General features: G+C 52.3%; 12 protein-coding genes. 5 read left to right on the plus strand and 7 right to left on the minus strand.

What is annotated here, in order from left to right; translation table 11 throughout:
* The first annotated feature begins 83 nt into the window (after positions 1-83).
* From C7T94_RS00520 to feoB, 3 genes are all read left to right on the plus strand, one after another.
* Positions 84-2,900, plus strand: coding sequence for an outer membrane beta-barrel family protein (locus C7T94_RS00520; RefSeq protein ID WP_107212633.1), 2,817 nt, complete (start codon positions 84-86; stop codon positions 2,898-2,900).
* An 83-nt stretch (positions 2,901-2,983) separates the two neighbouring features.
* Entirely contained in the window at positions 2,984-3,199 is a 216-nt protein-coding gene (locus C7T94_RS00525; RefSeq protein WP_107212635.1) for a FeoA family protein, read from the plus strand.
* 2 nt (positions 3,200-3,201) lie between these two features.
* A complete protein-coding gene (gene feoB, locus C7T94_RS00530) occupies positions 3,202-5,310 on the plus strand; it encodes a ferrous iron transport protein B (protein WP_107212637.1) in 2,109 nt (702 codons plus the stop codon).
* A 10-nt stretch (positions 5,311-5,320) separates the two neighbouring features.
* On the opposite strand, the gene C7T94_RS00535 is transcribed toward feoB, so the two are convergent.
* Both C7T94_RS00535 and C7T94_RS00540 read right to left on the minus strand, forming a co-directional pair.
* Positions 5,321-6,067 carry a hypothetical protein gene (locus C7T94_RS00535; protein WP_239494891.1) on the minus strand — a complete coding sequence of 249 codons (747 nt, stop codon included), beginning with the start codon at positions 6,065-6,067 and terminating at the stop codon, positions 5,321-5,323.
* A 147-nt stretch (positions 6,068-6,214) separates the two neighbouring features.
* Positions 6,215-7,285 (minus strand): DUF5694 domain-containing protein, encoded by a 1,071-nt coding sequence (locus C7T94_RS00540; protein ID WP_162618503.1) that lies wholly within the window; start codon positions 7,283-7,285, stop codon positions 6,215-6,217.
* Positions 7,286-7,525: 240 nt separating this feature from the next.
* Between C7T94_RS00540 and C7T94_RS00550 the strand changes: the two genes are divergently transcribed.
* Both C7T94_RS00550 and C7T94_RS00555 read left to right on the plus strand, forming a co-directional pair.
* On the plus strand, positions 7,526-8,539 hold the full coding sequence (locus C7T94_RS00550; protein ID WP_107212642.1) for a sensor histidine kinase: 1,014 nt from the start codon (positions 7,526-7,528) through the stop codon (positions 8,537-8,539).
* A gap of 26 nt (positions 8,540-8,565) precedes the next feature.
* Positions 8,566-9,291, plus strand: a complete 726-nt coding sequence (locus C7T94_RS00555) for a LytR/AlgR family response regulator transcription factor (RefSeq protein WP_107212644.1) — start codon at positions 8,566-8,568, stop codon at positions 9,289-9,291.
* On the opposite strand, the gene C7T94_RS00560 is transcribed toward C7T94_RS00555, so the two are convergent.
* From C7T94_RS00560 to C7T94_RS00580, 5 genes are read right to left on the minus strand one after another with little or no spacing between them, the layout of a single operon-like run.
* Positions 9,288-10,214: a glycerophosphodiester phosphodiesterase family protein gene (locus C7T94_RS00560; RefSeq protein WP_107212646.1), complete on the minus strand. Its 927-nt coding sequence runs from the start codon at positions 10,212-10,214 to the stop codon at positions 9,288-9,290. The two genes, C7T94_RS00555 and C7T94_RS00560, sit on opposite strands and share 4 nt — an antisense overlap.
* An 8-nt stretch (positions 10,215-10,222) precedes the next feature.
* Positions 10,223-10,825 (minus strand): histidine phosphatase family protein, encoded by a 603-nt coding sequence (locus C7T94_RS00565; protein ID WP_107212648.1) that lies wholly within the window; start codon positions 10,823-10,825, stop codon positions 10,223-10,225.
* Positions 10,818-12,269, minus strand: coding sequence for an FGGY-family carbohydrate kinase (locus C7T94_RS00570; protein WP_107214598.1), 1,452 nt, complete (start codon positions 12,267-12,269; stop codon positions 10,818-10,820). Before C7T94_RS00570 ends, C7T94_RS00565 begins: the two co-directional genes overlap by 8 nt.
* Entirely contained in the window at positions 12,266-13,744 is a 1,479-nt protein-coding gene (locus C7T94_RS00575; RefSeq protein ID WP_107212650.1) for an FGGY-family carbohydrate kinase, read from the minus strand. The genes C7T94_RS00570 and C7T94_RS00575 overlap by 4 nt, the downstream gene beginning before the upstream one ends.
* Positions 13,745-13,747: 3 nt before the next feature.
* Positions 13,748-14,716 (minus strand): 2-hydroxyacid dehydrogenase, encoded by a 969-nt coding sequence (locus tag C7T94_RS00580; protein WP_107212652.1) that lies wholly within the window; start codon positions 14,714-14,716, stop codon positions 13,748-13,750.

The following is a 14,716-nucleotide window of genomic DNA, read 5'->3' on the forward strand; positions in this document are numbered from 1 at the left end:
TCATTTGTTACATGGCAAAAATCTGACACGAACCAAACCTTCAACGGCTTTTCGTGTCAGACTGAGAACACCAAATGTAACCAATGAAGAAAATCATTACGCTTTTTCTCCTGCTTTGCACAACGCTTTTATATGCTCAGGATAAAACAGGCGCCGTTTCGGGCCGGGTTATGAGCAGCAAAGACAAAAAACCAATCGACTTTGCTTCCGTCGCCCTTAAAAATCTCAAAGATTCCAGCATTGTAGGCGCCAACACCACCGGTACTGATGGTAAATTTATTTTCACTAAACTGCAGCCTGGCAATTACCGGCTTTTTATTGCTTTTGTAGGCCTTAAAACCATTAACCGGGACTTCAGCGTTCAGGCGGATAAGCCGGCGGCGGAACTGGGTGATATCTTCATGGACGACAACAGTATTGACCTGGAAACGGTCGAGATCAAGTCAGAGGCGCCGCCCATCGTGGTAAAAAAAGATACACTCGAGTTTAACGCGAGTTCGTTCAAAACAGTAGAGAATGCCGTAGTTGAAGACCTGCTCAAAAAACTTCCCGGCCTGGAAGTCGACAAGGCGGGAACTGTTAAGGCCCAGGGCGAAACGGTGACCCGCGTAAAGGTCGATGGCAAGGAATTTTTCGGCAACGACCCTCTGCTGGCCACCAAAAACCTGCCCGCCGATATGGTTGACAAGATCCAGGTTATAGACGAACTGTCTGAACAGGCTAAGTTTACCGGCATTGACGATGGCAACCGGGTTAAGATCATCAACATTACAACAAAAAAAGGCAAGAAGAACGGCTATTTTGGCAACAACACGGCAGGTTACGGGAGCGACGAACGTTATGATGTGAACATTAATGTAAACCGGTTCAGCGACAAGCGGCAGGTTTCCCTGCTTGGTCAGTTGAACAACGTCAACAAGCAGGGTTTCGGCGGCGGCCTGGGGGGCGGGAGGTCAGGGCCTGGGATTACGCGAACGAATGCCGGCGGCATCAACTTCGGCGATACCTACAATGATGAAACCGAAATAAATGCGAGTTACTTTGTTAACAGCAGCAACAACCTCCGACTTCAAAACAGCCTGACCCAGAACCTGCTCGGCGACATCACAACTATTTTTGACAACCGCCAGGAAAACAGGTCAGAACGGCTTAACCACCGGCTCAGCTTCATGATCGATACCAAAATTGACTCACTGACCTCGATCCGTATCCAGCCCAACTTCAGTTACACCAGCAATCAGAGCAATAATCAAAACATTTATACACGCGATTACTCCAGTTACGTAACCAGTGGGCGGCAAGAACTGCGAAACGATGGCACATCGCCGTCGGTAAATAACAGCGTTTTGCTGCGCCGCAAATTTATGCGCCGCGGGCGAACCATTTCCCTGAACCTCGAAACCAGCATTAATCAGAACGATTCAGAGAACTACAATTATATAGCAGACGAGGTAGTTAGCGGGAATGGCGGCACCGACCGGCTCACCAACCAGCTCAATGACCGCGACAATTATTCGCTGAACCATACCTCCCGCCTGGTGTACACAGAACCCCTGTCGCGCACACTCAGCCTGGAGTTCAACTACCGCAACAGCTACAATTACAATAACTCGGAACGGTATACCTACAATTACAATGAATTGTCGGGCGCGTATGACCTGATCGATCTGACCTATACTAACCTGTACGAGAACACGATCCTGGTCAACGCAGCAGGATTCAGTTTCAACCAAACCGGAAAAAAGTTCACCTGGAACGCCGGCCTGGCCGTGCAGAACAGCGACCGCACCAACATTAACATTTCGCGCCATACCACACTCAAACAAAACGTTTTCAACTATACGCCTTCGGCCTTGTTCAGGTATAATTTCAGCAACAGCAAACGCCTGGTTGTCAACTACCGGGGAAGCACCAATCAGCCAAACATCAACCAGTTGCAGCCGATCCCAGACAATACGAATACCCAAAGTATCCCTGTCGGCAATCCTGACCTGCGGCCCGAGTTCAACAACAACCTGCGTATGGTCTACAATGCTTTCACCGGCGGGCGCAACCGTTCACTTTTTATCAACCTGAACCTGACGCAGACGTCCAACCGCATTGCCAACAGCAGCTCGCTGATTACATCGGGCATCAACCAGGGCAAGCTGGCCGTTACGCCGGTTAACGTGAACGGCGTGTATTCGGGTTCGGTTTCTACAGCACTTAGCCTGCCGCTGCTTCCTGAAAACAAACTCAACTTTCATATCAACCTTGGCGGTAACTACGACCGCGATGTGAATTTTACCAATTCATTGCGTAATGTAACCAACAGCTGGTCGCTCAGGAACGGCTACCGCCTGGTTACAAGCCTCGACAAACTGGACTTGTCTGCATCGCTCTCCGGCGCGATCAACCGCGCTACCTATTCTGCACAACCTCGGTCAGATACGCGGTTTTATACCTTTAGCCCGTCGGCAGATGTCAGTTACCTTTTTCCGGGAAGTATCCGGCTGGGCATGGATATCGATTACAACACCAACACAGGAAGAGGTGAGAATTTCGACCGAGAATTTACTTTGCTGAATGGTTTCATCAGCAAACAGTTTTTTGATGGCCGGGGCACCGTCCGTGCATCAGTGAACGATGCGCTGAACCAGAACCAGGGCATAAGCCGAACGGCAAACAACAATACCATCCAGGATCTCAGTTACAATGTTCTGCAGCGGTATTACATGTTTTCCTTTACTTATACGATCAGGCAGTTCGGTGCACGCCGGCGCATGCCGGACAGCCCAGGCCAACGCGGAGAGCGCCGAGAGCGTGGAGAGCGTGGAGAGCGTGGAGACCGCGGGGCACGCGACCAGCAACCGGGCAGTGGCGGTGGCATGCGGGGCGGAGGCGGCCGGCAGCGAAACTAGACCGGGCTTTGCAGACGCTCTGCTGACAGTATTCTGACTTCCTTATTTGGAATAGTTTTAAATAAAGCCTAACTTGCGGCCTCATGAATCTTTCAGAACTGCGGCCCGGAGAAAAAGCTACCATCGTTTCATTCAGCGATGCAGATATGTCTGTAAAACTAATGGAAATGGGTTGTCTTCCCGGCGAAGTTGTTGAGGTGGAGCGTTTTGCGCCCCTTGGCGACCCCATTGCCATTCGGGTGGCAGGTTATCAGTTGTGTCTTCGGCGAAGCGAAGCAGCAGTTATTCTAATTCAATAGGTTTGAAGAAATCGCTAAAGGTTGCCCTGGTCGGCAACCCCAATACGGGTAAGTCCACTCTTTTCAACCTGCTTACGGGCATGAACCAGAAAGTGGGTAATTTTCCTGGCGTGACCGTCGACAAAAAGACGGGTTCCATCCGGTTTGATGATGGTCGGGTAGCAGAGGTCATGGACCTTCCCGGCACCTATAGCCTTTACCCCAAAAGCCTTGATGAACATATTGTTTTTGATACGCTTGCCGCTTCAGGCGGCCCCGATGTGATCGTCGTCATTGCCGATGCAACCAACCTGAAAAGAAACCTGCTGCTGTTTACACAGGTAGCCGACCTGGGCTTTCCGGTTATCCTGGCGTTGAACATGATCGATATGGCCGACCGCGCCGGCATGCGCATCAATACAGACCGGCTTGCAGACATGCTGGGTGTGCAGGTCGTACCGATATCGGCCAGGCGCAACAAAGGCATAGAAGAACTGAAAAAAGCGATCCAGCATTGCACCCCGGTGGCCACTCAGAAAACGGTCCTAAAGGCCGAAGAATTTATGTGTATGCCGGCAGTAGCACGGGTAAAAGCGCTGGTTGGGGCCGAAAACGATTATTATGCCCTGCAGCTGCTGCACCGCGAAGACCAGGTATCTTTTCTGGAAAAACAGCATGTAGAAGGCCTGCGAACAATCATCCGTGAAGAAAAATTTGAATCCGGCTCACTGCAAACCGCCGAGACGATTAACCGCTACCGCTTCATTAATCATGTCTTGTCGGCCACGGTCGAGAACAAACCCAGCCACGACCAGTTTGCTTTTACAAACAAGGTAGACCGCATACTTACCCATAGAGTCTGGGGATTCCTGATCTTCATCGGCATTCTCTTTTTTATATTTAACGCCATTTTTGCGTGGTCAAGCACACCGATGGACCTGATCGAGGGCAGCTTTGGCTGGCTTTCTGAAGCCGGGCATACCTACCTGCCGCCGGGCATGCTCACAGACCTGCTCATAGATGGCGTTCTGGCCGGCCTGGGCGGTATCCTTGTTTTCATTCCACAGATTGCAATTTTATTTGCATTCATTTCTGTGCTGGAAGACAGCGGTTACATGAGCCGCGTAACCTTCATGATGGATAAACTGATGCGTAAGGTTGGGTTGAACGGCAAATCGGTCGTTCCCATGATCGGTGGCCTGGCCTGTGCCGTGCCCTCTATCATGGCAGCGAGAAACATAGAAAACTGGAAAGACCGCATGATCACCATTATGGTTACGCCATTGGTCAGTTGCTCTGCCCGGCTACCGGTTTATACCCTGCTTATTTCGCTGGTGGTGCCAGAACAACGTTATTTTGGCTTCTTCAACTCCCAGGGCCTGGCGCTTATGCTGCTGTACCTGGCAAGTATCGTTGCTGCCGTGCTTGTTGCCTGGGTTATGAAAATGCTGATCCGGGTCAGGGAACGCTCTTATCTGATTATGGAACTGCCGGTTTACCGGGCGCCACGCTGGCGCAATGTCCTGCTCACCATGTATGAAAAGTCTAAGACCTTCGTTCTCGAAGCAGGTAAAGTCATCGTTGCCATATCGATCGTTCTGTGGGTGCTGGCTTCGTTCGGGCCGGGAAACCGTTTTGACCGCATTACCTCGAAATACGAAACCCAGCTTGCCAGGCCTGGCGCCGATTCGACGCACATACAAACCCTGATGGCTACCGAGAAACTCGAAAATTCGTACGTGGGTATACTGGGACATGCCATCGAGCCGGTTATCCGCCCCCTGGGTTATGACTGGAAGATCGGTATTGCCCTGATCACCTCGTTCGCTGCCCGCGAGGCCTTTGTTGGCACCATGGCAACGATCTACAGTGTTGATGGCGGTGAAGATGATTCGGCAACGCTGGGCAGCCGCATGGCCGCTTCGAAGAATTCAGTAACTGGGCTGCCTGTCTATACGTTTGCCACAGGTGTATCGCTCATGCTGTTCTATGCTTTTGCCATGCAGTGCATGAGTACGTTTGCTGTGGTTTACCGCGAAACAAAAGGCTGGAAATGGCCGGTTATACAGCTGCTATACATGACCGCCCTGGCCTATGCAGCGGCCCTGGTTGCCTACCAGCTTTTGAAATAACGCGTGGCGCTCAGGGCCTGTTGCCGCCAACGTTTACTACAATGCCGAGCGTAAAAATGGAATTGCCTGCGGTTAAATATTTTCGGTTGCGCAAGCCAAGGTTTGTACTGCCGGTGTATTGCAGCTGCACATTTTTGCTAAGCGCGGTCCGGGTAAAAAATACAGGCTCAAAAAAGATGTTGTCTTCAGGTGCATGCGCCTGGTTGTTGAGCAGGAACCTGTTCATGTCCACGTAACTCAACCGCAAAGCCGTTCCATAATTCAGTTCAATCTTTTTTCCGAAGAGTTGAAAACCATCCTTATCTTTTGCGCTGTAATTCACCTGCATAAAGTATTTTCTGAAACCGACATCCTGTTGCTCGGTCACCGTAACGCCTGTCGGCGTTGCTTCTTTGCGCGTTGTCAGGCTGCTTCCCCGGCCAAAACCGGCATAAACTTCGAAAATTTGCCTGTCGCCTTCGCCGAAGGGCGTAAAGTACCCCGCACCGGCCTCGATCAGGTTATGGTTAAATTCCCGTTTGCTGCCCCGGTTGTTCATGATCGAACCGTTTAGCAAAATGCCGAGGTGGTTGCCCGCTGCGTAGGCCGCATTCACGCTCACATTGCCTTTGAGGGAAACATGGCCGCCCGCGCTTAACTCCCCCTGGCTGCTCAGCATTGGGGTGTTGGGTACATTCGGCATGTAAACGGAAGAACAGGAAGAAAAAACAAAAAGAACAAAAACTAAAAATGTGGTCTGGATTCTGGTCAGCATCATTTATATGGCAGGAGTTTGCAGGCATTCAGCAATAACCGTACCCACGGCGGTGGTGTTGCAACGCTTGCGGTTGTCATGGCAGCCTGAAACAAAAACGCCCGGGCTGCACTTTTCGTACAAAACCCGGGCACAGTCTGCAGTATGTTATTAAAAATCATTATAACTGACCACTTTTACATCCTTGTGCCTGGCCAGGATATCGGCCATGATTTTGCGATGCGCCGCACCGACCGCTACAACAACCCGCCTGGCGCCTGCCGCGCGTGTCTGCTCCAGCAAATTGGCGCACATGCCTTCGTTCCGGTTGGTCCACTCAGCATACATGCGCCGGGCCTTTTCTGCAGGAAAACCAGGAAGCACAAGAGCCGGTCTGCCGCCATAAAAATTCCAGGCGTCGTTTAACTCCGCATAACGATCAGTATTCATGTTTACGTAGGCAGACTTGCTCATTTTTCTTTTGTCTTCTGGCGTGAACTCGCCAAATGCTTCGATTGCGCGCACCGTTGCCGCGGCCTGCGAGGCGCTGTCTGCCTTGGCCAGTTTTGCAAGGGCCCGAATATCGGCAGCCGTTTCAGCCCAGGCTTTTGACCAGGCCGGATCAAATTTCTGACAATCCATGCTGCCAATGCCATCGAGGCCGAGCTCACTGATAAGCGGAAAAAAGATGGTGCTGTATTCGCTGGCCGGCCTGTACAACCGAACATTTTTTAACGAATCCTGGTTCAGGAAATGCGCATTGTAATAGGCCTGGTCTGCCGCCGTAAATGTTTTTTTTCTTGCCTGCTCAATAACCCAAACCTGATATTCCGTATTGGCGCGGTCGTTTGTCCGGGCGTACCACGATGCCAGATCCATGCGCAGCCGGTTCTGGTCCGGGCGTTTGGCCAGTGATCGCTTTGCCCTCGCAATACGGCGATCCAGGTCGTTTATTTTTTCAGGAAACTGCCGTTCCATAAAGCTTTTTCCTTTTGCAAACGCCCGCCTGGCCCAATTTTCGGGCGCCAGTTCTTCCAGCTGTCGCGGAGGCACATACTCGCCGAACACCATGTCTGGTTTGAATGTCTTTAGCCGCGAAACCACTGCGTTGAAATCTTCTGAACCGGCAGGATTGTCGTGCGAGCTGCCCACCACCATAATTTCCAGCTGCTGTGCGTTTGCCATTAACAGCGTCGTGCACAGGACAAAGGTAAGTATGAGGGGTTTTATAAGTCTTTTCATGTTTTGAATATTTATTGCTTGTTTGATCTGGCTCAAAATTGCAGATACCGGCAAAACCGGTAAAAATTATGATCTGAACCCTGCAGAATATTATCCGAACACCGCATTCAGAACCATAAGCCAATTGGAGCAAAAAAAGACCTGCTGGGATAAATTACCGGCCCGTTCGGATAACAATTTCAGGCATCAGGCGGCTTTTTTGTAGTTTCGGCCAGATCTTTTAAGATCCAAAAAACCGGAATGAAAAAATCTGCTGCAATTTTAATTCACCTCGCGTGCTGGACCCTGCTCCTGCTTTACGGCTATGGCGAATACCTGCTTAAAAAAGAGGTTCGCTTTTCAGACCTGGCTTTCCAGTTGTCGATGACCACCGTACAGATTATCGAGTTTTACATCTGTTACCTCTGGGTGTTCCCCGGACTCCTAAAAAAGAACCGGGTACTGCGACTCACCGCCGGACTTATCATAGCCATGGGCGTCTTTGTGTTGGTGCGTTATCTGATCGAAGAGGTTTTTTACCTGAAGGTTTTTGGGTTTCACAATTACAGCAAGGACACCCCGCTCTGGTACTACTTTGTTGACAACCTGTATTACGGGACATCTTTTATCGTGCTGGCCGGCGCAGTGTGGGGTGTGCAACACAGCTTTAAAAGTGAGAAAAACAACAGCAGGCTCCGGGAAGAAGCAAAAAAGGCCGAATTGGCCTTTCTCAAATCGCAGATCAATCCGCACTTTTTGTACAATACGATGAACTACATGTATTCACTTGCCCTTCCGGTATCAGACAGGCTGTCCAACGCGGTACTGCGCATGTCTGACCTGATGCGGTACACACTGAATACAAGCCCGGACGGTTTGCTGCCGGTTTCGCAGGAAATCGCTTACCTGGAGAGTTATATTGAATTATTTAAAATGCGCTTTGAACCTGATTTTTACGTCCGGTTTGAGCAGTCGGGAATAGCCGGTCAGAGAATCGCTTCGCTGCTGCTGATCCCCTTCGTGGAAAACGCCTTCAAACACGGCGTGGTCCGCGACCCCGAAAAACCGGTCAGGATTATCCTGAAGATCGTAGCCAGACGACTTGAATTCAGCGTCAGCAATAAGATCAGCCATGCGCAGAAAGATCACTCCAGTGGTATCGGCCTGGCCAATATTCAACGGCGGCTCGACCTCATCTATCCTGACCGGCATGACCTGCTGATCTCGAACAATGGCCAGACCTATAAGGTTACACTGGTTATCCACCTTGATTGAGTTAAATTTGTATCAAAGCCCAGAAGATGATCCGTTGCCTTGCCGTAGATGATGAAATGTATGCAGCCGAAATAATTGCCGGCTATATTGCGAAAACGCCCTTTTTGCAGTTGGCGGGCGTAACCAGCGATCCGTTCGAGGCGCTCCGCCTGGTGCAGGCAGGCGAAATTGACCTCGTGTTTCTTGACATCCAGATGCCCGAGCTTACGGGTATCCAGTTTCTTAAGATCTGCGGCGGCAAATGCAAGGTCATCCTGACGACCGCTTATCCCGAATATGCCCTCGACGGCTTTGACCTGGATGTGATCGACTACCTGCTGAAACCGGTTCCCTACGAACGCTTTTACCGGAGTGCCCTGAAGGCCAGCCAGCACCTCGAGCCAGCCCTGCCCCAACAACCCGCTCCTGCACAGCAGTCTGCACAGCCAGGCGCCGACTATCTGTTTATTAAAGGAGACAACAAGAACAAGTTTATACGTGTTGAGCTGACTGATATCCTTTACCTGGAAGGTTTAAAAAACTATGTCTCCGTTTACACGGCAACGCAGCGACTCATTACCTATCAATCGCTGCGCGAGTTCGAAGCGCAACTGCCGGCACAGTTGTTTATGCGTATTCACAAATCGTACATTGTCCCTTTCGGGAAAATCCGGATGGTTGACGGGAATGCCGTTTACATTGGAGACAACAGCATTCCTGTGGGCGAAACCTATCGGACCGAGTTTTTCAGGCGCATCAGGGAAGGTGCCTAATTAAAAAACCTGGCCTTTTTACTTTTCCTGGGCTGAAGCGGGCGTACGGCTGCGGCAACTTCTATTGGCAGGTCAGACTCGATGATGTCAAACCCTGCCCGCACCACTTCCTGGTAGCCGGCTTTCCTGGCTTCGGGGTCGGGCAATTTATCGGCGCTGGGCCCAGTGCCGATCATGACCATGACACCGCGCTCATGCAGCCATTTGCATATTTCCAGGTTTTCTGGAGTCGGTTTCGGTCCAACATAGGCCATAAAATTCTTCCATGGCACACCCGAGCGGTCATACGCTTCGAAAGACTTTTTATTGAGAATGTGTGCAGAAAATATTGCCTCCTTACTTTTATCGTAATAAAAGCGCGCCTGTTCTGCATTGTGCACGGTGAGCATCACCCAGCCCCAGGCCTTGTGCTTATCAATCATGGCAGCGGTTTTCTCCATCGGCAGGTCTTTTTTGTCCAGGTTGATCAGTGTTTTGCCTTTGGCCCAAACAATCGCTTCTTCAAGTGTAGGCACACGGAAGGGCGTAATGTTGCCCTCAGGATCTTTCAGCTGCAGTTGTTTGACCTCAGCCAGGGTGTATGAAGACAGTTTTCCCCTTCCTGTGGTGGTCCGCTCCAGCGTAGCATCGTGCATGAGAACAGGAATGCTGTCTTTTGTCAGGCGCGGATCGATCTCGTAGTAGGCCGGGGTATGCCGCAGGGTGTTCTCGAAAGTTTCAATTGAATTTTCGGGGAAGCCTTTGACCATACCGCCACGGTGCCCGCTGATGAGGATGGTTCCGTCGCCTTCGTACTTAAAGAAACGCCGCGCATCTTTACTGCTTTTAATCTTCAGCGTATGCATTTTTTGCTGCGCGCTGGCCAATTGCCCGCAGGCAAGCAGTGCCGCGAGCAGCAGGCCTGTTTTGAGTTGGTATTTCATCACTGTCGCTAGATTTTGCTGTTTAACTTTTTTAGGGTCAGTTCGCCGGCGCTGTCAATTTCGAGCAGGGTAACCGATGAATTTTCCTGGACAATTTTACGGTAATTTTTGAGGGGCATTCCGAGTTTATAAGCCATAAAAAGCCGGTTGGCGCCGTTGTGTGCAACGACCATTACACGGCCATCAGGAAAACGCTGCACCAGTTCAAGAAAAAAAGCGTCGATGCGCGACACCAGTTCGAGCGCCGTTTCGCCTGTGCCACCTGCCCTGGTGTTGCCCGGATCGTTGCTCCAGTCCTGCCAGAGGCCCGGGTTTTCAGGGATAAATTCTTCCTTGGTTTTTCCCTCCCAGGAGCCGAAATCGGCTTCGATAAGCCGTGGTTCGATCTGAACGGCGTCGGGTTGGCCGGAGGCTGTCTGTGCCGTCCGGTAAGCCCGCTGCAGGGGCGATGAAAAAATGGCATCAAACTGCACGCCCGCAAGCTGCTCCCGCACAGCTTGCGCCTGCTGCAGCCCCTTTTCTGTAAGACCGATATCGGTACGGCCGCAATATTTATTGCCTTGTGCGTTGTAGGCGGTTTCGCCATGGCGCAGCAGGTAAACTTCAAGCATAGTTCGTTTCGTTTTCCAGGTATCCTTTTTCTTTGAGGAGACCAATAAATTCCAGGTATGATGTTTCGTACTGCCGCGTCTGCTCCGGCTGCGGAAGGACGGTCTGTTCAATCGAGGTCATGGCTTCTGCCGCTTCGGTCAGGCTGCCAAAATATGTGGCCGATGCGGCAAGGATGGCCGCACCCAGGGCTCCGGTTACGTTCTCCATTTTGTGCAGGGGCAAATTAAGCACATTGCTCCTGATCTGCAACCAAAGTGGGTTGTTGCTTCCGCCGCCGGCGCTGTAAACTGCTTCTGCCTTCTCGCCCGAAAGCGCTGCCGCAAGCTCAAAAGCGTACCGTTCCACATAAGCCAGGCCCTCCATTTTCGCAGCAAACCGCGTTGCCTCGTCAAGCCCGGCCGGCTCGAATCCGCGCGCCTGCGGTGCAATAAACGGGAATCGCTCACCCTGCTGCATCAAAGGATAGGAAAACTGCCCGGTAGGGACTTTCGCCACGGCCGCAGCAGTCAATACATCAAGGTCGGTCCCCGGGAATTCACTGCGTACCCAATCAGAGCCGATATTGGCAGCGCCCCCCGGCATCCAGTATCCTTCAGGGTGCCGGTGCGAGTACAGCCGGCCCTGAGGATCATCAACAACAGAAGTGGTAATGCCTTTCAGAACAAGGGTCGTCCCAATGGTGCTGTTCCATTGTCCGGGTTTCACTGCACCTGAGGCAACCTGCGAGGCACAGCCATCGGTCATGCCTGCCGCCACGGGAACGTCCTGTTCAATACCGAATTCAGTTTTTAAGTGCTGGTCAAGCTGCCCGGCTATTCCGCCGGGAGGCAGCACTTCCGGAAACCATTCCTGTTTTACCGGCAAGCCGGCAGTGATCCATTCCGGCCAGCGCATATTGGCAACGTCATATCCTGACTTCAATACATTGGTATAATCTGACACGCCATACCGTCCGCTGAGGCGGCCAACGATAAAATCGGCTGCATGCGCCCAATAACGGATGTGCCGGGCCTGACCGGGATGATTTTTGACGAACCACAGCATTTTAGGAAGCCCGCACGAGCTGTTGAAGACCACGAAGGCTTTTTCGCCCGATCCGGCAGCCAGTTGCCGGCAATATGCTGCTTCCTCGTTTTGCCGAGTATCACTGTACATAATTGCCGGGTAAAGCGGGTTGCCGGCAGCGTCGAGCGGGATCACCGTACCGGAAGTCGATGTGACCGAAATGCCTGACAGCCCGGCGCTGCCAACCGAAGCGATCAGGTTTTTCATAGACCGCCTCAAGGCCGTCCACCACAGCAAGGGGTCCTGCTCGCGCCTGAGGTCCTCGCTCAGCGGAAACGTCTCTTCAGTGGCGCCAAGTTCGGTTCCCGTTATATCCACTGCCAGGATACGCAGCCCCTGGGTACCAATGTCTATACCGATAAAGAATGGTTTCTTCATGCAGGCTGCCATGTTGAATGTCCGGGTTTAACATACAGGCTTTTCAGATCCTCGCGGGTTGCTTTCCATTGCTCATAATAAGCCCTCACCTGCGCATCGCCGCGCGGCTGTACCGATTCGGCCCCGCCGCCAACCTCGCTGTCGCGTCCTAAGGCCAGGTTACAGTTAACGACTCCGCCTGCTACCGAGGCCTGCCGGTAGTTTTGGCGTATACGGACCGTCCTGCCTGTCATATCGGCCACGAACTGCCGCATAAGCGTGCTCTGAAACCCGCCGCCGCAGGCCCATATGTAATCTTGTTCGTAGGGTGCTACGTCGAGCAGGCAGTCAAAGTTTTCTTTGATACAGCAGGCAATATCCCACAGCGTTGCACGCACAAAATTGGCCCGCGTTAACTCGTGACTTACCGGTGTGCTGAACAGAAAGCCGCCGCGCGTAAGCGGCGCATGTTCTTCTGCGATCAGAGAACCGAGCGATGCCACGCATTGCGCAGGTTCGGTCCGGCTTAGCTCAGCCTCGATCACATCATAGTCTTCGTTTGGATAAAATATCTCTTTCAGCCGCTGATAATTCAGGCCGGTTACCCCTGCATTGGCTTCGAGCACAAATTTATTTTCTTCAGTATGTCTGCCTGACCAGGTGCGCTGCTGGCTGTCGACCACATAACTGTCTGTAATCCGCACAATCGGCGTGGTCGTTCCGGATACAATGACGATGTCGCCTGTTCCCGGCCTGGTGCTCTGCATGGCCAGCTGCGTATCGGCGCCGCCCACTACAACACTCGCCGAATCGGGAATGCCGAATTGTGCCGCAATGTGGGGCAATACCCGGCCTTGGATGGTGCCTGACTGTTGCAGCTCCGGCAACATGTGCTGCGGAACACCAAATGCAGCACACAGCTCTTCAGACCAGCACTTTCCCGCTATGTCGTACAACTGGGTTTCTGAGGCCTGCGCATGCTCATAGCCGGCAATGCCGCACAGCATGTACTGCGCCCAGTCGCTGATGCTCATCACGCTGCGGCAGGCGCTGAATAGCTCCGGTCTGCGTTCGCGGATCCCAACAAGCTTCAGTGCTGAAAACAGCGATGAGGGGTAGCGCCCGGTCAGTTCATAGATATGGTCCTTGCCGTTCACCTGCCCTTCCCATTCACGGCCCCGGTGGTCATGGTTGGGCAGACCGATAAGAAGTTTGCCATTCTCGCCTGTCAGCACAATGCCTTCCCGCTGTGAAGAAGCGGTTACCGCCTGTATGGCTGCATCACCGCAGGCCGCCAGCGCTGTACGGCTTAACTGCACAATTTGCTGCCAGAGCACCCCGGGTTCAAAATAGAGCGCCTCGGGATACAGTTCGTCTTTGTGGTAAATCACATCGGCCCGTTCAACGGCGAGTAATGCACCTTCGGGAGTAGCGACGGCAACGCGGACATTGCCCGTGCCGATATCGATAACCAGGTATGCTGCTTGTTTTGCCATGTCTTATTTAGTTTGGATGGGTTCTGCGCTTGCAGCAAAATGTTTTAAGACCTGTGCATTCATGATCGACACATGGTGATCCTCAACCTCGTCTGTCGCGCCTGCCGTGTGCGGCGTAGCAAGTACGTTCGGATGGCGGATCAGGCGGTAATCAGTCTCATCGGGCGGTTCGTGGTCAAATACATCCAGGATCGCACCACGAATCCTGCCGTTCTCGATCGCCTCAAGCAGACCATCACGTTTTACAACGGCCGCCCGGGCAGTGTTCACGAATATGGCGTCTTTTTTCATTAGTGAAATCAGCGAACCGTCAATCATGCCCCGGGTATCGTTGGTTACAGGCAGGTGAATAGACACAATATCACTTTCGCTGAACAATTCATCAAGTTCCATACGACGGTATCGCTGGTTGTATTCGGTCACATAAGGGTCGTAAAAGTGAATGGTGCAGGGAAAGTTCTCAAGCATGGAGGCAATGCGACGGCCAATGGCGCCGAAACCAACCAGGCCAACAGATTTGCCTGCCAGTTCGTTACCCTTAAACTCCAGGTAAGAAGTATGTGCACCCTCGTCCCAACGGCCGTCTACCAGCCACTGCCTGGCCGGAATTGTTTTGCGAAGCAGCGTAATGACGTTTGCTACGAACAGCTCTGCAACAGCCTGGGCATTGCGGGCGGGTGTATGAAACACCGGTATGCCCAGGCGCGCGGCCGCATCGAGCGCAACGTTCGACGGGGTGCCGCGGCAAACGCCGATAAAACGCAGGGCAGGAAAAGCTTCGATAACCCTGGCCGTAACGTGGTCATGTTCTGTGATCAGCGCATCGGCTGCCGTCTCTTCCAGCAGCGCCATCAGTTCTTCCTCGTTGTAAGCCCGGCCCTGCGGTTTCCATGAACGGTAAACCACTTCTGCAATTCCGCTCAGCTCCTTTTGCCCGTCCTGGTTGTACGGAGCGGTGATAAGTATTCTCAT

The organism is Pedobacter yulinensis, from assembly GCF_003029735.1.
Taxonomy (GTDB): Bacteria; Bacteroidota; Bacteroidia; order Sphingobacteriales; family Sphingobacteriaceae; genus Pedobacter; species Pedobacter yulinensis.